16 protein-coding genes are annotated in these 20,017 nt (G+C 70.2%); 11 read left to right on the plus strand and 5 right to left on the minus strand.

Annotated features, from left to right (window positions below):
• The first annotated feature begins 26 nt into the window (after positions 1-26).
• The 3 genes from OHB23_RS14310 to OHB23_RS14320 are packed head-to-tail and all read left to right on the plus strand — an operon-like array spanning position 27 to position 2,610.
• Entirely contained in the window at positions 27-695 is a 669-nt protein-coding gene (locus OHB23_RS14310; protein WP_027505234.1) for an MBL fold metallo-hydrolase, read from the plus strand.
• The gene (hisS, locus tag OHB23_RS14315) at positions 692-1,981 is read left to right on the plus strand and encodes a histidine--tRNA ligase (RefSeq protein WP_328809764.1); all 1,290 of its coding nucleotides are present in this window, start codon (positions 692-694) and stop codon (positions 1,979-1,981) included. The genes OHB23_RS14310 and hisS overlap by 4 nt, the downstream gene beginning before the upstream one ends.
• Before the next feature lie 2 nt (positions 1,982-1,983).
• On the plus strand, positions 1,984-2,610 hold the full coding sequence (locus OHB23_RS14320) for a hypothetical protein (protein ID WP_285185024.1): 627 nt from the start codon (positions 1,984-1,986) through the stop codon (positions 2,608-2,610).
• Here OHB23_RS14320 and OHB23_RS14325 read toward each other — a convergent pair.
• From OHB23_RS14325 to OHB23_RS14335, 3 genes are all read right to left on the minus strand, one after another.
• On the minus strand, positions 2,600-3,283 hold the full coding sequence (locus OHB23_RS14325; protein WP_222631017.1) for a TetR/AcrR family transcriptional regulator: 684 nt from the start codon (positions 3,281-3,283) through the stop codon (positions 2,600-2,602). The genes OHB23_RS14320 and OHB23_RS14325 overlap by 11 nt on opposite strands.
• Positions 3,284-3,286: 3 nt before the next feature.
• Positions 3,287-3,790 carry a DUF3237 domain-containing protein gene (locus tag OHB23_RS14330; protein ID WP_056444756.1) on the minus strand — a complete coding sequence of 168 codons (504 nt, stop codon included), beginning with the start codon at positions 3,788-3,790 and terminating at the stop codon, positions 3,287-3,289.
• Between the two features lie 69 nt (positions 3,791-3,859).
• Positions 3,860-5,125: an FAD-binding domain-containing protein gene (locus OHB23_RS14335; protein WP_328809765.1), complete on the minus strand. Its 1,266-nt coding sequence runs from the start codon at positions 5,123-5,125 to the stop codon at positions 3,860-3,862.
• Between the two features lie 124 nt (positions 5,126-5,249).
• Here OHB23_RS14335 and OHB23_RS14340 point away from each other — a divergent pair, with 124 nt between their 5' ends.
• Positions 5,250-6,287: an Rv2578c family radical SAM protein gene (locus tag OHB23_RS14340; RefSeq protein ID WP_328809766.1), complete on the plus strand. Its 1,038-nt coding sequence runs from the start codon at positions 5,250-5,252 to the stop codon at positions 6,285-6,287.
• 9 nt (positions 6,288-6,296) lie between these two features.
• On the opposite strand, the gene OHB23_RS14345 is transcribed toward OHB23_RS14340, so the two are convergent.
• Both OHB23_RS14345 and ypfJ read right to left on the minus strand, forming a co-directional pair.
• Positions 6,297-7,076, minus strand: a complete 780-nt coding sequence (locus tag OHB23_RS14345; protein WP_222631021.1) for an MBL fold metallo-hydrolase — start codon at positions 7,074-7,076, stop codon at positions 6,297-6,299.
• Between the two features lie 41 nt (positions 7,077-7,117).
• A complete protein-coding gene (ypfJ, locus tag OHB23_RS14350; RefSeq protein WP_027505242.1) occupies positions 7,118-8,035 on the minus strand; it encodes a KPN_02809 family neutral zinc metallopeptidase in 918 nt (305 codons plus the stop codon).
• 144 nt (positions 8,036-8,179) lie between these two features.
• Here ypfJ and aspS point away from each other — a divergent pair, with 144 nt between their 5' ends.
• The 7 genes from aspS to alaS all read left to right on the plus strand — a co-directional run bounded on the left by aspS (position 8,180) and on the right by alaS (position 20,017).
• Positions 8,180-10,000 carry an aspartate--tRNA ligase gene (gene aspS, locus OHB23_RS14355; protein ID WP_222631023.1) on the plus strand — a complete coding sequence of 607 codons (1,821 nt, stop codon included), beginning with the start codon at positions 8,180-8,182 and terminating at the stop codon, positions 9,998-10,000.
• A 49-nt stretch (positions 10,001-10,049) separates the two neighbouring features.
• The gene (locus OHB23_RS14360; protein WP_328809767.1) at positions 10,050-10,973 is read left to right on the plus strand and encodes a DUF389 domain-containing protein; all 924 of its coding nucleotides are present in this window, start codon (positions 10,050-10,052) and stop codon (positions 10,971-10,973) included.
• A gap of 56 nt (positions 10,974-11,029) precedes the next feature.
• Positions 11,030-13,657 (plus strand): circularly permuted type 2 ATP-grasp protein, encoded by a 2,628-nt coding sequence (locus OHB23_RS14365; RefSeq protein WP_328809768.1) that lies wholly within the window; start codon positions 11,030-11,032, stop codon positions 13,655-13,657.
• Positions 13,654-14,556, plus strand: a complete 903-nt coding sequence (locus OHB23_RS14370) for a transglutaminase family protein (protein WP_056444737.1) — start codon at positions 13,654-13,656, stop codon at positions 14,554-14,556. Before OHB23_RS14365 ends, OHB23_RS14370 begins: the two co-directional genes overlap by 4 nt.
• Positions 14,557-14,793: 237 nt before the next feature.
• A complete protein-coding gene (locus tag OHB23_RS14375) occupies positions 14,794-15,966 on the plus strand; it encodes a kinase (protein WP_027505245.1) in 1,173 nt (390 codons plus the stop codon).
• Positions 15,967-15,973: 7 nt separating this feature from the next.
• Positions 15,974-17,335: a replication-associated recombination protein A gene (locus OHB23_RS14380; RefSeq protein ID WP_307092885.1), complete on the plus strand. Its 1,362-nt coding sequence runs from the start codon at positions 15,974-15,976 to the stop codon at positions 17,333-17,335.
• A gap of 9 nt (positions 17,336-17,344) precedes the next feature.
• Positions 17,345-20,017, plus strand: a complete 2,673-nt coding sequence (gene alaS / locus OHB23_RS14385; RefSeq protein ID WP_328809769.1) for an alanine--tRNA ligase — start codon at positions 17,345-17,347, stop codon at positions 20,015-20,017.

Consider the following 20,017-nt stretch of genomic DNA (forward strand, 5'->3'; position numbering starts at 1 on the left):
CCGCAAAGCATGAGGAGTCCTTCACTGTGCGTGTCACCGGATTCCCCGCCGGCATGTTCCAGACGAACTGCTACGTCGTCAGTCGGGACGAGGGGACGGACTGCATCGTCGTCGATCCCGGCCAGGACGCCGCGGCGCCGCTCTACTCGTTCCTCGACGACGCGGGCCTGACGCCCATCGCAGTGCTCCTCACGCACGGCCACCTCGATCACATGTGGGACGCGACGCCGGTGTGCGCGCGCTTCGACATTCCCCTGTACGTGCATCCCGACGACCGCCACATGCTCACCGATCCGGCGTCCGGTATCGGCCCGGTCCTGGCGCCGCTGATCGCGCACTCCACCTTCGAGGAGCCCGCGACGGTGGTGGAACTGGCGCACGGCGACGTTCTCGACGTGGCCGGACTCGGTGTCACCGTCGCGCACACGCCCGGTCACACCCGTGGCTCCGTCGTCTTCCGTCTCGACGGGGGCGAGCAGCAGGTGATCTTCTCGGGGGACACGCTCTTCGCGGGATCGATCGGCCGCTCCGATCTGCCCGGCGGCGATCACGAACAGTTGCTCGCCTCGATCGCCGAGCACCTGCTGTGCCTCGACGACGAGACCGCCGTGTTGCCCGGACACGGCGAGTCCACCACCATCGGCGCGGAACGCGGCAGCAACCCGTTCCTCGTGGGACTCGGTGGTGTGCGATGACCGGCGACACACAGCGCATCCAGCCGTTCGCCGCCCCCAAGGGCGTCCCGGACTATCTGCCACCCGACTCCGCGACCTTCGTGGCAGTGCGCGACGGTCTCACCGCCGCTGCCCGGGCCGCGGGCTACGGCCACATCGAGCTCCCCATCTTCGAGGACACGGCGCTGTTCGCACGCGGCGTGGGTGAGTCCACCGACGTGGTGAGCAAGGAGATGTACACCTTCGCCGACAAGGGTGACCGCAGTGTCACGCTGCGACCCGAGGGCACCGCCGGCGTGATGCGCGCGGTCATCGAGCACAGTCTCGACCGCGGAGCGCTCCCGGTGAAGGTCAGCTACTCCGGCCCGTTCTTCCGCTACGAGCGCCCCCAGGCCGGTCGGTACCGGCAGCTGCAGCAGGTCGGCGTCGAGGCCATCGGGGTCGACGATCCTGCGCTCGACGCCGAGGTCATCGCCGTGGCCGACAGTGGGTTCCGGAGCGTCGGTCTCACCGGTTTCCGGCTCGAGCTCACCTCGCTCGGTGACGAGACCTGCCGCCCGCAGTACCGGGAGCTGTTGCAGGACTTCCTGTTCGGTCTCGAGCTGGACGAGGACACGCGTCGCCGCGCCGAGATCAATCCGCTCCGCGTCCTGGACGACAAGCGACCGCACGTCCGTGAGATGACGGCCGACGCACCGTTGATGATGGACCACCTGTCGGAGTCGGCTCGCGTCCACTTCGACACCGTCCGCGCCCATCTCGACGCGATGGGCGTGCCGTACGTGGTCAATCCGCGCATGGTGCGCGGTCTCGACTACTACACGAAGACCACCTTCGAGTTCGTCCACGACGGTCTCGGTGCGCAGTCCGGCATCGGCGGCGGTGGACGGTACGACGGCCTCATGGCGCAGCTCGGCGGGCAGCCCCTGTCGGGCATCGGTTTCGGTCTCGGCGTGGACCGCACGGTGCTCGCTCTCGCGGCCGAGGGCGTCGCGCCCGCGTCGACGGCCCGGTGCGAGGTGTACGGCGTGCCCATGGGCCCGGAGGCCAAGCTGCGTCTCGCGGTGATCGCCCGGGAACTTCGGGCCGCCGGCGTCCGCGTGGACCTCTCCTACGGCGACCGCGGAATGAAGGGCGCCATGAAAGGTGCCGACCGTTCCGGTGCCCGCCTCGCGCTGGTGCTCGGTGATCGCGATCTCGAGGCCGGAGAGATCGGCCTGAAGGACCTGGCGACCGGCGAGCAGTCGTCGATCCCGTTGTCCGAGGCCGCCGCTCGCGTGCGTGCCACGCTGTCGCCAGTGAGCTGACCATGGCCGACAGAGGGCTGGTGGCGCTCGATCTGGTGCCGCCGGAGCTCATCGTTCCGCGGCTCCGCGTCGCCGGTGCGGTGTTCGCCGTGGTCGGTGCCGTGCTCGGCGTCGTCGCCGGACTGTTGATCTCGCCGTACGTCGGTGTCGCTCTGGGAGCTGCGCTCGTCGCCACGGCAGGGTTCGCCGTCGTGTCGGGCGGCCGCAGACGCGTGTGGATCGATCACGGTGTGGTGAGCCGGCGCGGGTCGTTCCGCGTGCGACGGGTCAACCTGTCGGACGCGACGAAGGTCGAGGTCCTCGTGCGAGTCGCGCGCGTCAGCCAGGTGCTGATCCGTGTCGGCGACTCGTCCGGCGACGTCACGGTCGGCGTGGCGATGTACACGACCGACGGCGGCCGCGAACTGCAGCCGATCGCGCTGCGCGCGGTGGCGGACGGACTGGCCTCGTCCCCGCTCGCGTCGGCTCTGGCGCTGTCGTCGGTACTGGTGACCCAGCTTCGCGCCGAGGCCCGCGAGGCCGGGCTGACGGAGCGCCCGCTCTATCGGGCGATCGACGTGGTCCGCACGTCCGGGCGAGCCCCGGCGACCGTGCTCACCGACGCCGAGGTCGCGGCTCTCACCGACTGATCGGCCGAGCGGCGTCGAGCAGTGTCGTGGCCGTGTCACGCAGCGACGCCGTCGAGCCCGTCCACCCCAGCACGCGCACCGCGGCGTCGGCGATCGTGTCGGGCGTCGCGAGGGAGTGCCGCGTCGATTCCGCATCGGACCGGGCGCTGATCACCGATTCGACGATGCGGAACGGGAGGGGTGTGAGTTCCTCGGAGACCACCAGCGTGCCGATGTCGACGAGAGCGTCCCGCGACAGCGAGGCGTAGAGCGCCATGAGGTCGGAGCGACGAGTGCGGAACTGTTCGAACCGTGCGCTGCGCAATTCGGGGACGAGGTACAGGGCGCCGAGGTTCCATCGCGAGGTCATGAGCTGGTCCGCGTCGAACCACACCAGGGCATACAGCGCGCTCGGAGCGTCGGCCGCGGCGTCACGCAGCGCCTGCGCACAGGCCAGGGGTGCGTCGACGGTCCCCACCAGCAGCGCCGCGAGCATGTCGTCCTTGGTGGCGAAGTGGTGATACAGCGACGCCTGCCGGACCCCGACCGCGTCGGCGATCATGCGGGTGGAGGTGCTGGTGACACCCCGCGTCGTGAACAACTCCGCCGCCGCGTCGAGGATCTCCTCCCGCGCCGTGGCTCCCGGTCGCTTACGGGTGGTGAGCCGGGGACGCCCGGCACCGGTGGTGGTCATCGACTACGTGACCAGGAACGCGTCAACCACGGACTGGGTGCCCTGACGCGAGCCGGAGGTGACGATCACGGCCCTGTTCAGGTAGGCGAGCGTCCGGATCGACGTGGACACCGTGAGGGTGCCGCGGAAGTAGTAGAGCGCGGACTCCACGTCCTCCCCGCGATCGAGGGCCTCGACGACCTCGGCCGATCCGAAACGGACGGAGTTCAGCGTCAACCGCATCACGGCGCCCGGGTCGTCCGACTCGACGTCGGCCAACAGGTCGGTGGAGTACGTGGTCGATCCGTCCGCTCGGACGTGGGCGTGCTCGGCACCGACGGCGCGGACGACGGCCTCGACCCCGGGCCCACTCAGCACACCACCCACGACCGGTGCCACGGACTCCGCGCCGACGGGAGTGTCGCCGAGCTGCACCGGATCCGCGGTGCGCAACACGATGCGCAGCAGCGGCTCGAGCGTGGGAGCGGTCGGTTCGATCGACGCGGACGGGTCCGTGGGTTCGGTCACGCGCTCGACCGTATCCGATCCACCTGGTGCCCTCCTGCCGACTTTCCGGCCGGGCTCCGCCCTCCCCGCCTACTTCCCGGCCGGGCTCCGCCCTCCCCGCTCCGACGCCCGGCGCCACGCGCTGAACGACCGCACCGATGATCGGGTCGGACGCACCAACCACGGCCACGGGTGCACCTCCACCGGATCGAGGGCGGCCGCGATGCGTGCCCACCCCGGTACCGGGGCGTGGGTCGCGGCGAGGCGCCGTCCGGCGAGCTCCTCGGTGACCCGTCCCCGTCGTACCTCCAGAGGCCGGACGGCGGCGAGCTCGCCGAGTGTCTCGGCGAGGAAGACCAGTCGCTTGCCGGACAATCGCAACCGTCGGAGCAGCGGCTCGTCGAACACGAACACCGCGGGGCGGGCGTCGTCGGCCGCGAGGGCCGGATCCGCGCTGCCGAGCGACTCCGCCGTCAGCCACACCTCGTCGCCGTCCTCACCCACGGTGTCCGCGGGGCCGGCCGGGGTGTCGCCGGTGGCCAGGCTCGGTCCGTCGACCGACGGGCCGAGAGCGGCCGTCGGCCAGTCCTGAATGGGACACGCTGACGACAGCGCGCACGATCGGCACAGGCTGGGTGCGCGTTTCTCCACCTGCCAGCGACTGAACCCGTAGACCTTGCCGCTGCCGGTACCGACGGTCCACTGCCAGCCGAGTCGGTTGGCCGCCCTCGAGCCGTCGAGGAGATGGGTGAACATCTCGTCCTCGCCGTCCCGCCATGTCGCGCCGGCCCGCACGGCCCACTGCGACGCCAGCCACATGCGCGTCTGGTTCACCAGCCACCCGTCCTCGTGCAGCTCGTCGACGACGGACTCCATGCAGCGCATCCGGGCCGGCCACGGATCGTCGGACCAGGTGTCGTCCGCCGAGACGGTCGGACGGGGCTGCTCGCGCGTGAGTGACGCCCCCAGGTGCGAGCCCACCCGTGCGTACAGGTGGCGGGCGTACTCCTGCCACAGCAATTCGTCGCGGTAACGAGACCGGTCCCGGGTCGGCGCGTCCGCCACCGCGTCCCACACCTCGCTCAGCGTGAGCAGGCCGTGCCGGATGTACGGCGACATGCGACTCGCCCCGCGCCGCGACGGCGGTTCCACCGTGCTGCGGGACCGGGCGTAGTCCGTGATGTCCAGGCTCGCGAGAGCGGCGTCGGCTGCCGACTGTCCGCCGCGCAGACCGCCCGCCCGGATCTCCTCGGGCTCTTCGAGGGTGAGGTCACCGAGGTGCTCGGCGACCCAGGCGACGACATCGTCGGACCGGGCGCCGTCAGCAGGTGACGGGGGAGACGGGAGGAGGGCCATGTCCACCGACACTACCGAAGAGTTGACACCTCGATAGAACGGATGTTCGACTGTCTGCGATTCGTCGATCGATCGTGTGTTCGAGGCATCGGCGTGCCGGGGTCGCCGGAGAACAGGAGGGGTCATGCGGTGGGACGGTCAGACACTCGACGCTCCCGACGGGGCGCTTCCCGGCCTCGAGCGCACCGGGCTGGTGCGTGCCGGTCTGGTCCGCACTGTCCGCACGCCCGAGTTCGAGGGCGTCACCTTCCACGAGGTGCTCTGCAAGAGCGCCCTCAACCGGGTGCCCGAGGAATCGGCGCTGCCGTTCCGCTGGACCATCAACCCCGCGCGCGGGTGCTCGCACGCGTGCCGCTACTGCTTCGCCCGGCCCACCCACGAGTACCTCGACCTCGATGCGGGCCGCGACTTCGACTCGCAGATCGTGGTCAAGACCAACATCGTCTCGGTGCTGCGCAAGGAACTCGCCCGCGCCTCGTGGAAACGTGACCCGGTCGCCCTGGGCACCAACACCGACCCGTACCAGCGCGCGGAGGGTCGCTACGAGCTCATGCCGGGCATCATCCGGGCGCTCACCGAGTCCGGCACCTCGTTCTCGATTCTGACCAAGGGCACGCTGCTGCGACGGGATCTGCCGCTGCTGACCCTCGCCGCTCAGCAGGTGAACGTGCAGGTGAGTGTCAGTCTCGCCTTTCACGACGAGGATCTGCAGAAGTCTCTCGAGCCGGGGGCGCCGTCACCGCGCGCTCGCCTCGACATGATCCGGGCCATCACGGACGCGGGTCTGTCGTGCCACGTGCTCATCGCGCCCGTCATCCCGTTCCTGACCGACAGTCCCAAACACCTCGGCGCCCTGATGGCGGCCCTGGAAGACGCGGGCGCGACCGGTGTGACCGCGCTGCCGATGCATCTGCGGTCCAGCACCAAGGAGTGGTTCATGAGCTGGCTCGCCGAGCATCATCCGGCTCTCGTGCGCCGCTATCGGGTGCTCTACGGACGCGGGGCGTACGTCAGCCCGGAATACAAGCAGTGGCTCCGCGACAAGGTGGAACCGTTGCGGGAGAAGCACTCTCTGACGGGGATCGATCCGGCCGGTGCGCGGCGTGTGGCCAGGGCAGCTCCCGCGGAACCCGCTCCGGAACCAGCGATGACCCTGTTCTGAGCCGGTCGGTCAGAAGCCGGGGGTCACGCCGATGTGCTCGAGGTAGCGCCGCGCCGAGCGGACCACCGCGCCGTGAGCGTCCTCCTCGACGACCCGGTCCCACCACGCCCCGACGATGCGCTCGAAGGCCACGTTCTCGAGGAGGGCGACCGTCCGGCGGATCGTGTCGGGATGTTCGGGGATCAGGTTGGGGTAGCTGTACATGAACGAGACCCATCGGCGGTCGGACACCACCTGGACGATGTCCCCGGTGCACAGCGCGCCGCGGCCGTCGGTGCCCGGCCAGTGCAGCACCGAACCGCCCGCGAAGTGCACCCGGGTGTTGATCAGCGTCCGCCCCGGCAGTATCTCCAGGGAGTCGCCCGACCACGTGCGGATGTTGCCGGCGCGGGGCAGCCACGCACGGTCGGACTCGTGCACGTAGATCGGCACGTCGCCGAAGGCCTCGCTCCACTCGACCATCGCGCTGTAGTAGTGCGGGTGGGACAGAGCGACGGCCGACACGCCGCCCAGTTCGGTGACACGGGCGATCGCGGCGTCGTCGATCGTGGTGATGCTGTCCCACAGCAGGTTTCCGCCGTCGCCGGGGACCAGCAGCGCGCGTTGACCGATCGCGAAGGTCGGCTCGGTGCCGATGCCCCACAGGCCCGGGTACTCCTCGCGCACCACGGTCCGGTGCGACGCCGACACCTCGGCGACGGTGGTCCACCGCTGGCCGCCGCGTCCGACGTACTGGCGCTCGTCGGTGCAGATCGGGCACTCGTCCGGATCGACGCGGTCGAACTGCACGCCACACGTCTCACAGACCGGCAGCTCCGTGCGGGACGACATCAGCGGACGGACGACGGGTCGTTCAGATCCGACGCGTCGTAGGTGTTGCAGGCGGCGACAGCTCCCGTGCGGTAGCCGGCGTCGAACCACGCCTGTCGCTGGTCGGACGAGCCGTGGGTCCAGCCCTCCGGGTTCACGCGGCCCGTCGAGGCCTGCTGGATCCGGTCGTCGCCGACGGACGACGCGGCCGACAACGCGTCGGACACGTCCTGGTCGGTGAGCGGATCGAGCAGCGGCTCGGAACTGCCGGGTGCGGGAACGTCGTCGGCCTTGTTCGCCCACACGCCGGCGTAACAATCGGCCTGGAGCTCGGTGCGCACGGCGCCGGACTCGGGTCCGTTCGGGTCGGCCTGCGCCCGGCCGATGTCGCCCAGCTGGTTCTGGATGTGATGGCCGAACTCGTGGGCCACGACGTATTCCTGCGCGAGCGGGCCGCCGCTGGAACCGAACTGGTCGACGAGCACCTGGAAGAATCCGGTGTCGAAGTACGCGGTGGAGTCGGCGGGGCAGTAGAACGGGCCGACGTCGGACGTCGCGGCGCCGCACCCGGTGGAGACCTGACCGGAGAAGATGTCGACCTCGGGGCGCTCGTACGGCACGCCCGTCTGCGCCGCCAGCTCGGCGTCCCACACCTGATCGAGACTGTTCACGGTGGCCGTGACCCGGCAGTCGACATTCGCGTTGGCGTCGGCCCCGGTGTCGCAGTTCTCGATGGCGCCGCTGCCCGAGTCCTGCGACGTGGCCTCACCGCCGCCGAGCTGCCCGATCACCGACGACGGGTCGCCGCCGAGCAGCAGGGTGATCACCACGATGACGATGCCGCCGAGACCGCCGCCGACGGCGATGCCCTTGCCGCGGCCACCGGAGGACCGTCGAACCCGGGAGGAGTCGATCCTGGCGTCGGGGTCGAACGTCATGAGTCACCACTTTCGTCGGCGTGTGCGGCTCACAGCTTCGCACGTGGCCACCACCGACACAGCGCTGTTTCTCCCGGCGTCGGGGTGGGCTCGAATGGTCCGTAGGATCACCAGCTGTATTCGTCTACTTCTGGAAGGACTCCTGTGCTGCGCACGCACCTCGCCGGTTCGCTTCGAGCCGAGCACGCGGACCGACACGTCACCCTGACCGGTTGGGTCGCTCGACGGCGCGATCACGGCGGAGTCATCTTCATCGACCTGCGTGACGCCTCCGGAGTGGTCCAGGCCGTGTTCCGCGACGGTCCGGCGGCCGAGCAGTCGCACCGCCTGCGGTCGGAGTTCTGCGTCAAGATCACCGGCATCGTCGAGCTCCGCCCCGAGGGCAACCAGAACCACGAGATCCAGACGGGCGCCGTCGAGGTGAACGTGACCGAGCTGGAGGTGTTGGGCGAGAGCGCGCCGCTGCCGTTCCAGCTGGACGAGACTCCGGGCGAGGAAGCGCGGCTCAAGTACCGCTACCTGGACCTGCGTCGCGCCGGACCCGGTCATGCGATCCGACTGCGCTCGAAGGTCAACGCGGCGGCACGGTCCGTCCTGGCCCACCACGAATTCGTCGAGGTGGAGACGCCCACGCTGACACGCTCGACCCCCGAGGGTGCCCGCGACTTCCTGGTTCCCGCGCGACTCCAGCCGGGAAGCTTCTACGCACTCCCGCAGAGCCCGCAGCTGTTCAAGCAGTTGCTCATGGTCGGCGGCATCGAGCGGTACTACCAGATCGCCCGCTGCTACCGGGACGAGGACTTCCGCGCCGACCGGCAGCCGGAGTTCACTCAGCTCGACGTCGAGATGAGCTTCGTCACGCAGGACGACGTCATCGTCCTCGCCGAGGAGATCCTCACCTCGCTGTGGAACCTGATCGGCCACGAGATCACCACACCCATCCCGCGCATGACCTACGCGGACGCGATGCGCCGCTTCGGTTCCGACAAGCCCGATCTCCGCTTCGGCGTCGAGCTCGTGGAGTGCACCGAGTACTTCGCCGAGACGCCGTTCCGCGTCTTCCAGGCGCCGTACGTCGGCGCCGTCGTCATGCCGGGCGGTGCGTCGCAGCCGCGTCGTCAGCTCGACGCGTGGCAGGACTGGGCGAAGCAGCGCGGCGCCAAGGGCCTCGCGTACGTCCTGGTCCAGGAGGACGGCACCCTCGGTGGTCCCGTCGCCAAGAACCTGTCGGACGCCGAGCGCGACGGACTCGCCGCCCACGTCGGCGCGAAGCCCGGTGACTGCGTCTTCTTCGCGGCCGGCCCCGCCAAGGCGCAGCGCGCACTGCTCGGTGCCGCCCGCGGCGAGATCGCCCGCAAGCAGGGCCTCATCGACGAGAACGAGTGGGCCTTCGTCTGGATCGTCGACGCGCCGCTGTTCGAGCCGACGTCCGATGCCACCGCCAGCGGCGACGTCGCCGTGGGTTCCGGCTCGTGGACCGCCGTGCACCACGCCTTCACCTCGCCGAAGCCCGAGTCGATGGACACCTTCGACACCGACCCCGGCAACGCCCTGGCCTACGCGTACGACATCGTCTGCAACGGCAACGAGATCGGCGGCGGCTCGATCCGTATCCACCGCAAGGACATCCAGGAGCGTGTCTTCGCGATCATGGGCATCGACGCGGAGCAGGCGCAGGAGAAGTTCGGCTTCCTCCTCGACGCCTTCGCCTTCGGTGCGCCGCCCCACGGCGGTATCGCTTTCGGCTGGGACCGCATCACGGCCCTGCTGGCCGGAGTGGACTCCATCCGTGAGGTCATCGCATTCCCGAAGTCGGGCGGCGGCGTCGATCCGCTGACCGACGCGCCGGCTCCGATCACCCCGGCGCAGCGCAAGGAGTCGGGTATCGACGCGAAGCCGGTTCCTCGTCAGACGCCGGGTGGCGCATCGGGCGAGAAGCCCGCGTCGGAGGGCCCCACGACCTAGGGTCGAGGCGTCGCCGGTCACGCGTCGACGACGCGCGGACGGAGAGTGCATGCAGAACCTCAGGGTGGTCAGTCCGGCGGACCGGACCGACGAGGTGCTGCGGGTGCTCGACGAGACTCCCGGCGTCGCTCACGTCGTCGTTCTGCGCGGTGCCGCTGTGCGCCCGGAGGGCGACGTCGTGGACGCCGTCGTCGTGCGGGAGTGCGCGAATCAGGTTCTCGACGGTCTGCGTTCGCTGCGCCTGACCCACGACGGAGCCATCACCATGCAACCCGTGGAGACGGTGCTGTCGGACGCGGCGCGCACCGCGGAACAGGACGCGCCCGGTGACCCGGACGACTCGATCGTCTGGGACGAACTGGTCGGACGTACGCGGGAGGAATCGTCCCTCACCCTGACGTTCGTCGCCTTCCTGACCATCGCGCTGCTGCTGGCGGCCATCGGCGTCGTGACCGACTCGCCGGTCACCATCGTCGGTGCGATGGTGGTGGGACCCGAGTTCGGTCCGCTGGCAGCGCTGTCGGTCGGCCTGGTGCGTCGTCAGCGATCACTGATCCGTCGATCGTTGCTGGCGCTGCTCGTGGGTTTCCCGATCGCGATGGTCATCACGGCGCTGGGGGCGTTCGGGGCCGAGGCCCTCGGATGGATCCGACCGGAGGCGATGGACGACCTGCAGCAGGTCGACTTCATCTACCAGGTGGGTCCGTTCTCTCTCGTCGTGGCTCTGCTCGCCGGCGCCGCCGGCATGCTCGCGCTGGTGTCGGCGAAATCAGCCGCCCTGGTCGGGGTCTTCATCTCCGTGACCACCGTTCCGGCAGCAGGTTTCGCCGTCGTCGCGGCCACGGTGGGGAGCTGGCGCATCGCCGCTCTGTCCGCAGGACAGCTGGGTATCAACCTCCTCGGCATCGTCGTCGCGGCGACCTTTGTGCTCTCCCTGCACCGGCGATCGGCTCGGGCACAGGCGGACAGGTAGATTTCTCGCGGACGTGCGCCGAGCGCGGTGCCGGTCGTCTGCGGAGGGGGAGTTGCGTGCAGCAGGGTGAGGCCACATCTCCCGTGCTCGCGGCGTACCTCGACGAGATCCGTCCGGACGGCCACGACGACCTCGTGGAGAACGCCGTCGACGGTGGTCCGCGGCTACGAGAGCGCTGGGCGGCCCTCCCCGGCGCCGAGGACGTGACCCCGGCTGATCTCGCCGCCGCACAGTTGCGCGTGGGCCGTCTGGTGGACGACTCCGGCATCACCTACAACGACACGGCGGACGCGTCGTCCGAATCGCCGTCGTCGACGCAGTCCGGTGCGCGGTGGGAGCTCGACGTGGTGCCGACGGTGGTGTCGGCGCCGGACTGGGACCGGCTCGAGGCCGGCATGCTGCAACGCTCGCGCATCCTCGACGCGGTGCTCACCGATCTGTACGGCGAGCGCACCCTGATTCGCCGCGGTCTGCTGCCGCCGGAGATCGTCTTCCGGCATCGCGGCTATCTCCGAGCCGCGCACGGCATCACCATCCCCGGCCCACATCAGCTGTTCTTCCACGCGGCGGACATCGCCCGATGCACCGACGGCGAGTTCCGAGTCCTCTCCGACCGCACTCAGGCACCGTCGGGCGCCGGCTACGCCCTGGCGGACCGGTCGATCGTCGCGCGTGCGGTACCGGCTGTCTTCGGCCGGGTGGCGCCCCGTCCCGCGAGCACCTACGTCGGTGCGATGCGCGTGGCCCTCGTCGAGGTGGCGCCTGCCGCCGCCGAGAACCCGCTCGTGGTGGTGCTCAGTCCCGGTGTCTGGTCGGAGACGGCGTTCGACCAGGCGCATCTCGCCTCGGTGCTCGGATTCCCCTTGGTCGAGTCCGCTGATCTGGTCGTCCGCGACGGCGCCCTGTGGATGCGCTCGCTCGGCACCCTGCGCCGCGTCGACGTCGTGGTGCGCCGTGTCGACGACGACTACGTGGATCCGCTCGACCTGCGCCCCGAGTCACGCCTCGGTGTCGTGGGACTGCTCGAGGTCGCGCGGCGCGGAGCCGTCACCGTGGTCAACACGATCGGCAGCGGCGTCCTCGAGAACGCGGCGCTGTTCGGACGGCTGCCGGAGCTGGGCCGGGCGCTGCTCGGGGAGGAGCCCCTGCTCGACTCGGTCCCGGCCTTCTGGGCGGGGGATCCACACGGCCTGTCGCACATCGTCTCTCGTATCGGTTCGCTCGTGGTGTACGCGATCGGCTCGCACGAGAGCGTCGTCGGTCCCGCGCTGTCCATGCGCGAGCGGGACGAGCTGGTGCGGCGGATCGGGGCGGACCCGACGGGGTGGGCGGCGCGGGCGATACCGGACCTGGCGACGTCGCCCGTCGGGCCGGTCGGTCATCGCCGGCACGACGCCGCCGTGCTGCCGAGGCCCGTCGGCATCCGACTGTTCGACGTGGGCGGGCGCCGGGGCTACACCCCGATGACGGGCGGTCTCGCCCAGGTGTTGGTCACGGATCCGCCGTCGGAGCCCATGGCCACGACCGCTGCCAAGGACGTGTGGGTGCTGGCCGAGCGTCGCGGCCGGTCGGATCAGCCGGACGTGTCGAGCGCCGTCGACGCACCGCGTCCGATGGGTGGACGCCGTCCCCGTGTCATCGACTCGGTGAGTACGCCGCGTGTGCTCGACGACCTGTACTGGATGGGTCGCTACGGCGAGCGTGCCGAGGCGACGGCCCGCCTGCTGGTGGCCGCGAACCAGATGGTCCGCGATCATCGCGGCGAGACGCCGTTCGGGGAGCAGGCGCGGTCCGACACGGACGTCGCCCTGGCCGTGGTGCTCGACGCGGTGACCGCGGTGACCGCGACGGCGCCGGGGTTCCGCGCCGCGACCACGCGGTCGGACCTGCTCGCGGAGTTCCGGTCGCTGACGGTGCGGACGCGGCGCACCGGTTCGCTCGCGCACGCCGTGGCGGCGTTGCAGACGTGTGCCCGCGCGGTGCGGGATCAGCTGGGCGAGGACACCTGGGCGGTGTTCAACCGGCTCGACACCGCGCTCGCCGAGTGTGCGGCGTCGCCGGTGTCCGACGAGGCGGGGCTCTGGTCGACGCAGAGCCGTGTCGTGGGGTCGATGCTCGCCGTCGCCGGTCTGTCGGCCGAGTCGATGGTGCACGATCCGGGCTGGTTCCTCATGGACACGGGCAAGCGCATCGAGCGCGCTCTGCAGATCACCGCCCTGCTCGCCGAGACCGTGGGCACCGCACGTCCACCGGCCGTCGAGCAGGCCGTGCTCGGGGCGGTGCTGAACGCCGCCGACTCGTCGGTCACCTACCGGCGCCGCTATCGCGGTGCTCCCGAGGTGGGCGCCGTGGCCGAGCTCGTGCTCTTCGACGGCGGCAACCCGCGCTCGGTCATCCACTCGGTGGAACGAGCAGCGGTGAACCTGGCGTCGCTGCCCGGGTCGACGGGGACCTCCCGCACCGATCGGGCGCTCGAGCGCATCGTCGCGACGCTGCGCCGAGTGGACCCGTCCGATCTCGAGGACGTCGACTCCACCGGGACCCGATCGGAGTTCGACGACGTCGTCCGGTCGGTGCATACCGATCTGCTCGACCTCTCCGAGTCGATCACCGCGGCGCACCTGACGCTGCCCGGCGGCACGCAGCCGTTGTGGGGACGCGGCGGCGGACGGGTGTTGTCGTGACCGATCACGAGGGTGCGCGGTGGTACGCCATCACCCACCGCACCGAGTACGTCTATCAGGGCACCGTGTCGTCGTCGTACGGCCGCGGCCACCTCTTCCCGCGCTCGACCTCGGAGCAGCGGTGTCTCGACGCCTCCGTCACCGTGACGCCGACGCCGACCGACCGGTCCACCGGTGTCGACCTCTTCGGGAACGAGGACGTCTACTTCCACGTCACCACCGATCACGACCGGTTGTGCGTGACCGCGCGCGCCCTGGTCGCCGTGGACCCTCCCGACCCCGCTCGCCTCACCACCCGGGCTGCGACGACGGCGTGGGAGAGTGCTCGTCCCACCGGGGTCGACGGGGCCCTGGACGTCGACTTCGTGCTCGATCTCGTGCCACCGGAGATCACCGACGAGGTGCACGAGTACGCCGCGCTCTCGCTGACCGAGGGCCGCCCGTTGGTGGAGGCGGTGTTCGACCTCAACCACCGGATCCACACCGACTTCGCCTACCTGTCGGGGTCGACGACCATCTCGACGACCGTCGCGGACGTCCTCGCCGCCCGGACCGGTGTGTGTCAGGACTTCGCACGGGTCGCCGTCGCGTGCCTGCGCTCGCACGGCCTCGCCGCGCGCTACGTCTCCGGCTACCTCGCGACTCAGCCGCCGCCGGGCAAGGAACGCATGGTGGGCGTGGACGCCACCCACGCCTGGGCGGCGGTGCGGTCACCGGACGGCTCGTGGCTGGCCTTCGACCCGACCAACGACCAGTGGGTGGACGAGCGCTACGTGACGGTGGCGTGGGGCCGTGACTACGACGACGTCCCGCCGCTGCGCGGCATCATCTACACGGAGTCGGCGGGGAGCCGCATCGCCGTGTCGGTCGACGTCGCGCCGATCGTCCGAGCCGTCTGACCTCGGGTCTTGCCTCTCATGGGCACCGAGGTCCCAGCGGCGCCCCCGAGCTGTCGCCGAGAGTGCGATAGGGTCGAGAAACCGCACAGCGAGCCCGTTTCATCGACTGTGGAGCGGGGAACCCGATCTTGCTCCGGCAGTACGCACACAGCATCACAGGCGGCCCTCGCGGGCCGACGCGAGTACGGAAACGAGGAATGACCTGCCCGTTCACGGACGAGGTGGGTCGGACAATCGATGACGGCAATGTTGGCAGATCCGGTCACCGAAGCAGTGGCAGCAGCACGAGAACTCCTCACCAGACGCACGGGAGCATCGGTGACCCTGGTCGACCCGGTCGATCTCGGCGGCAGCGGGCGCACTGTGGTCATCCGTGTCCGGGTGGCCGAGAACCCGTTCCAGTTGCCCCGCACGCTCGTGATCAAGCAGGTCCGCGAGACGTCCACGGAGTCGGTGTCCCGCACGGGTCTCGGCGCCGGAGATCACACGGCGTTCCTGCGCGAAGCGGTCTCGTACCAGTTCGCCACCGCCCTCGCGACGCACACCCGTCCCGGTCCGTCCCTCATCGCGTACGACCTGAAGGAACGGCTCCTCGTCCTCAGTGACCTGGGGGACGCCGCGCCGTTCACCAGTCTGATCGCGAACCCGGATCCGTCGTCCGTCACCAACTCGCTCATGGCTCTGGCCCAGGCACTCGGGCGGATGCACGCCGCCACGTTCGGCCGCGAGGAGGATTTCGGGGCGCTCCTCGGTCGCGCCGGCGTCGCCGATTCTCGGGACGGGCTGGCCGATCAGGTCGCGGTGGCCCAGTCGGACGTCCCGGCGATGCTCGCCGCGGATCTCGGCATCGAGGTGCCGCCCGCGGTCGCCGCCGCCGTCGCCCGCGCGGCCAAACTCTTCGGTTCCGGCGGACACCGCGCCTTCAGTCCGTCGGACCTGTGCCCGGACAACATCATCGTCAACGACGAGGGCGTGCGATTCCTGGACTACGAGTGGGGAGGCTTCCGGGACGCCACTCTCGACGTGGCCTACACGCTCCTGTCCTACCCCGGGTGCCTGTGCCGTCTCGATCTCACGCCGGAACGCGCCGAGGCCATGGTCGATGCGTGGCGCGCCGAGGTGGTCGGAATCTGGCCGCACCTCGCCGACGACGACGTGCTGCACGCCAAGTTGCTGGACGCCCAGTTGGTGTGGGCCTGGCTCACGACGCACTGGTTCCTCCCCGACGACGACACCCGCAACGCCGCACTGCGTCGGCACCACCTCTCGGTGCCCCGCGCCGCCGCGCTGACCACGCGGTGGTCCATCCTCTCGGAGTACGCGCGCTTCGTCGGGCACCACGATCTCGCGGACTTCGCGGGCGATGTCCGGCAGGCACTCGCGGCGCGGTGGCCCGCCGCCGCGTCCTGACCGTCCGATGAGCGCCGACGACTCCCTCTTCGACGACGACACCGCTGCTCCCGACGGGGACGCGTTCGTCCCGTCCCCGCGTGCGAGCACACCGGGTGCGCCGCTGGCCGTGCGGATGCGTCCACGGTCGTTGGACGAGGTCGTGGGCCAGGGCCACCTCCTCACCCCGGGTGCCCCGCTGCGCCGCCTGGTGGAGGGGTCCGGGGCAGCGTCGGTCATGCTCTACGGCCCACCCGGCACCGGCAAGACCACGCTCGCGTCCCTGATCTCGGGTGCCACCGGCCGCAAGTTCGAGGCCCTGTCCGCGCTCTCCGCGGGCGTCAAGGACGTCCGGGCCGTGATCGACCTGGCGCGTCGCCGGCTGCTGAACAACGAGCAGACCGTGCTCTTCATCGACGAGGTGCACCGGTTCTCCAAGACCCAGCAGGACGCCCTGCTTGCCGCCGTCGAGAACCGGATCGTGCTGCTCGTCGCCGCGACGACGGAGAACCCGTCGTTCTCCGTCGTGTCGCCGCTGCTGTCACGGTCCCTGGTGCTGCAGCTCCGGTCGCTCACCGACGACGACATCCGCGAGGTTCTCACGCGGGCCCTGGCGGACGAGCGCGGTCTCGGCGGGTCGGTGACGGTGACCGACGAGGCGCTCGGACACCTCGTGCGGCTGGCCGGCGGTGACGCTCGACGGGGTCTGACAGCGCTCGAGGCGGCCGCCGACACTGCGGGTGCGGGCGGCACCGTGGATCTCGAGACCGTGGAGAAGAGTGTCGACCGAGCCGCGGTGCGGTACGACCGGGACGGTGACCAGCACTACGACGTCATCAGCGCGTTCATCAAGTCGATCCGCGGTTCCGACGTCGACGCGGCCATGCACTACCTCGCCCGGATGATCACCGCCGGTGAGGACGCACGCTTCATCGCCCGCAGGCTCGTGGTGCACGCCAGCGAGGACATCGGCATGGCCGACCCCACCGCGTTGCTGGTCGCGACGGCGGCGTCGCAGGCGGTGCAGACGATCGGGATGCCCGAGGCGCGGCTCGCCCTCGCCCAGGCCACCATCCACCTCGCCACCGCACCGAAGTCCGGTGCCGTCACCAGCGCGCTGTCCGCGGCGATGGCCGACATCGCGGCGGGGAAGGCAGGCGCCGTGCCGCCGCACCTGCGCGACGGGCACTACACGGGAGCCGCCTCACTGGGCAACGCGGTGGGCTACAAGTTTCCGCACGACGACCCCGACGGTGTGCTCGCCCAGCAGTACCCGCCGGACGAGCTGGTGGGCGCCGACTACTACCGGCCCACCAACCACGGAGCGGAGCGAGACCTCGAGACGCGCGTCGGCAAGCTCCGCAGAATCGTGCGTGCTCTCGCGCGCTAGGGTGTTTCCGTGCAGACTCACGAGATTCGCCGTCGTTTCCTCGACCATTTCGAGAAGCTGGGACACACCCCCGTCCCCAGCGCCTCGCTGGTCCTCGACGACCCGAATCTGCTGTTCATCAATGCCGGCATGGTGCAGTTCGTCCCGTACTTCCTCGGGCAGCGCACCCCGCCGTTCGCGCGTGCCGTGAGTGTGCAGAAGTGTGTGCGCACCGGCGACATCGAGAACGTGGGCGTGACCACCCGCCACAACACGTTCTTCCAGATGGCCGGCAACTTCTCGTTCGGCGACTATTTCAAGCGCGAGGTCATCGGCTTCGCGTGGTCACTGCTCACCTCGTCCGTCGAGGACGGTGGCTACGGCTTCGATCCCGAGAGGATCTGGGCCACAGCGTATCTCGACGACGACGAGGCCATCCAGATCTGGAAGGACGTCGCCGGTCTGCCCGACGAGCGCATCCAGCGCCGAGGCATGGCCGACAACTACTGGTCCATGGGCATTCCCGGACCCTGCGGGCCGTGCTCGGAGATCTACTACGACCGCGGACCCGAGTTCGGCAAGGAGGGCGGTCCGGAGGCGGACGAGGACCGCTACATCGAGATCTGGAATCTCGTGTTCATGCAGAACGAGCGCGGACAGGGGACGTCGAAGGACGACTTCGAGATCCTGGGGCCGTTGCCGCGCAAGAACATCGACACCGGTATGGGTGTCGAGCGCGTGGCGTTCCTGCTGCAGGACGTCGACAACGTCTACGAGACCGATCTGGTCCGTCCCGTCATCACCGAGGCCGAGGCACTGTCCGGCCGTCGGTACGGGGAGAACCACGACGCGGACGTGCGGTTCCGCGTCATCGCCGATCACGCCCGCACCGCGGTCATGCTCATCGCCGACGGCGTGACGCCGGGCAACGACGGCCGTGGCTACGTGCTGCGGCGTCTGCTGCGCCGGATCGTGCGCAGCGCACGCCTGCTCGGTGCCGAGGACCCCTCGATGGCGCGGTTCGTCACGGTCGTCCGCGACACGATGGCCGAGTCGTACCCGGAACTGGTCGAGGACTTCGCGCGCATCGAGTCCGTCGCCGTCGGCGAGGAGAAGGCGTTCCTCGCGACCCTCACGTCCGGATCGCGCCTCTTCGACAACGCTGCTCAGGCCGTGACCGCGTCCGGCGGCACCCGCATCAGCGGTGACGAGGCCTTCGTCCTGCACGACACGTACGGCTTTCCCATCGACCTCACACTCGAGATGGCGGCCGAGACGGGCCTGCAGGTCGACGAGGCCGGATTCCGCACGCTCATGGCGGAGCAGCGCAACCGTGCGAAGGCCGACGCGCAGTCGCGCAAGCACGCGCACACCGACCTGACGGTGTACAAGGAGTTCGTCGACCGTGGTCCCACCGAGTTCACCGGTTTCGACGAGCTGGACAGCGAGGCAACGGTTCTCGCGATCATCGCCGGGGGCGTGCGGGTGCCCACCGCCGCTGCGGGGGAGAAGGTCGAGGTCATCCTCGACCGCAGCCCGCTGTACGCCGAGTCCGGCGGACAGCTCGCGGACATCGGCACCCTCACGGGCCCGGGACTGAGTGTCACCGTGGGCGACGTGCAGAAGATCGCGAAGACCGTGTGGGTGCACAAGGTCACCGTCGACGAGGGGCAGCTCACCGAGGGCGACGTCGTCACCGCGCACGTCGACCAGCAGTGGCGCCGCGGCGCCACCCAGGGACACTCCGGCACGCACATGGTGCACGCCGCACTCCGCCAGATCCTGGGCCCGAACGCGGTACAGGCCGGATCGCTGAACAAGCCCGGCTACCTGCGATTCGACTTCACGTACCAGGGTGCGTTGTCGGAATCGCAGCGCGAGGACATCGAGTCCGTCACCAACGACGCCGTCGCGTCCGACTTCGCGGTCAACACCTTCGTCACCGGTCTCGACGACGCCAAGGCCATGGGGGCGATGGCGCTGTTCGGTGAGAACTACGGCGACGAGGTCCGGGTCGTGGAGATCGGCGGACCGTTCTCGATGGAACTGTGCGGCGGCACCCACGTCCAGCACTCGTCGCAGATCGGCCCGGTGACGCTCCTCGGAGAGTCGTCGGTCGGGTCGGGCGTGCGACGCGTCGAGGCCTTCGTCGGCCTCGACTCGTACAAGTACCTCGCCAAGGAGCGGGCGCTGCTCGCCGGTGTCGCCTCGTCGCTCAAGGTGCCCACCGACGAGGTGCCCGCGCGGATCGAGAACCTCGTCGAACGGCTCCGCGTCGCCGAGAAGGAGCTCGAGGCCACTCGCGCCGCCGCCGTGCTCTCGTCCGCCGGGTCCTACGTCGACACGGCGCGCCGGGTCGGGTCGCTGCTCGTCGTCGCGGAGCCCGCGCCGGCCGGCGTCGGTGCCGCGGATCTGCGCACCCTCGTCGGCGACGTTCGCGGCCGGTTCGGCACGCAGCCCGCGGTGGTGGCGCTGTTCGGAGACGTCGACGGCAAGGTGCCGTTCGTCGTGTCGACGACCAAGGCCGCGCAGGAACTCGGCGTGAAGGCCGGTGAACTGGTGGGTGCCTTCGGTCCGAGCATCGGCGGCCGCGGCGGTGGCAAGGCCGACACCGCGCAGGGAGCCGGGTCGGACGCGTCGGGTGTTCCCGCGGCGATCGAGGCTCTGCTCGGTCGCGTCACCGAGATCGCCGGGAACTCCTGA

It is taken from the genome of Rhodococcus sp. NBC_00294 (assembly GCF_036163995.1).
Taxonomy (GTDB): domain Bacteria; phylum Actinomycetota; class Actinomycetes; order Mycobacteriales; family Mycobacteriaceae; genus Rhodococcoides.

Coding starts and splice junctions, on each gene's coding strand:
- hisS (WP_328809764.1), top strand. CDS start 692: ATGACCGGCGACACACAGCGCATCCAGCCGTTCGCCGCCCCCAAGGGC.
- OHB23_RS14320 (WP_285185024.1), top strand. CDS start 1,984: ATGGCCGACAGAGGGCTGGTGGCGCTCGATCTGGTGCCGCCGGAGCTC.
- OHB23_RS14325 (WP_222631017.1), bottom strand. CDS start 3,283: ATGACCACCACCGGTGCCGGGCGTCCCCGGCTCACCACCCGTAAGCGA.
- OHB23_RS14335 (WP_328809765.1), bottom strand. CDS start 5,125: ATGGCCCTCCTCCCGTCTCCCCCGTCACCTGCTGACGGCGCCCGGTCC.
- OHB23_RS14340 (WP_328809766.1), top strand. CDS start 5,250: ATGCGGTGGGACGGTCAGACACTCGACGCTCCCGACGGGGCGCTTCCC.
- ypfJ (WP_027505242.1), bottom strand. CDS start 8,035: ATGACGTTCGACCCCGACGCCAGGATCGACTCCTCCCGGGTTCGACGG.
- OHB23_RS14360 (WP_328809767.1), top strand. CDS start 10,050: ATGCAGAACCTCAGGGTGGTCAGTCCGGCGGACCGGACCGACGAGGTG.
- OHB23_RS14375 (WP_027505245.1), top strand. CDS start 14,794: ATGACGGCAATGTTGGCAGATCCGGTCACCGAAGCAGTGGCAGCAGCA.
- OHB23_RS14380 (WP_307092885.1), top strand. CDS start 15,974: ATGAGCGCCGACGACTCCCTCTTCGACGACGACACCGCTGCTCCCGAC.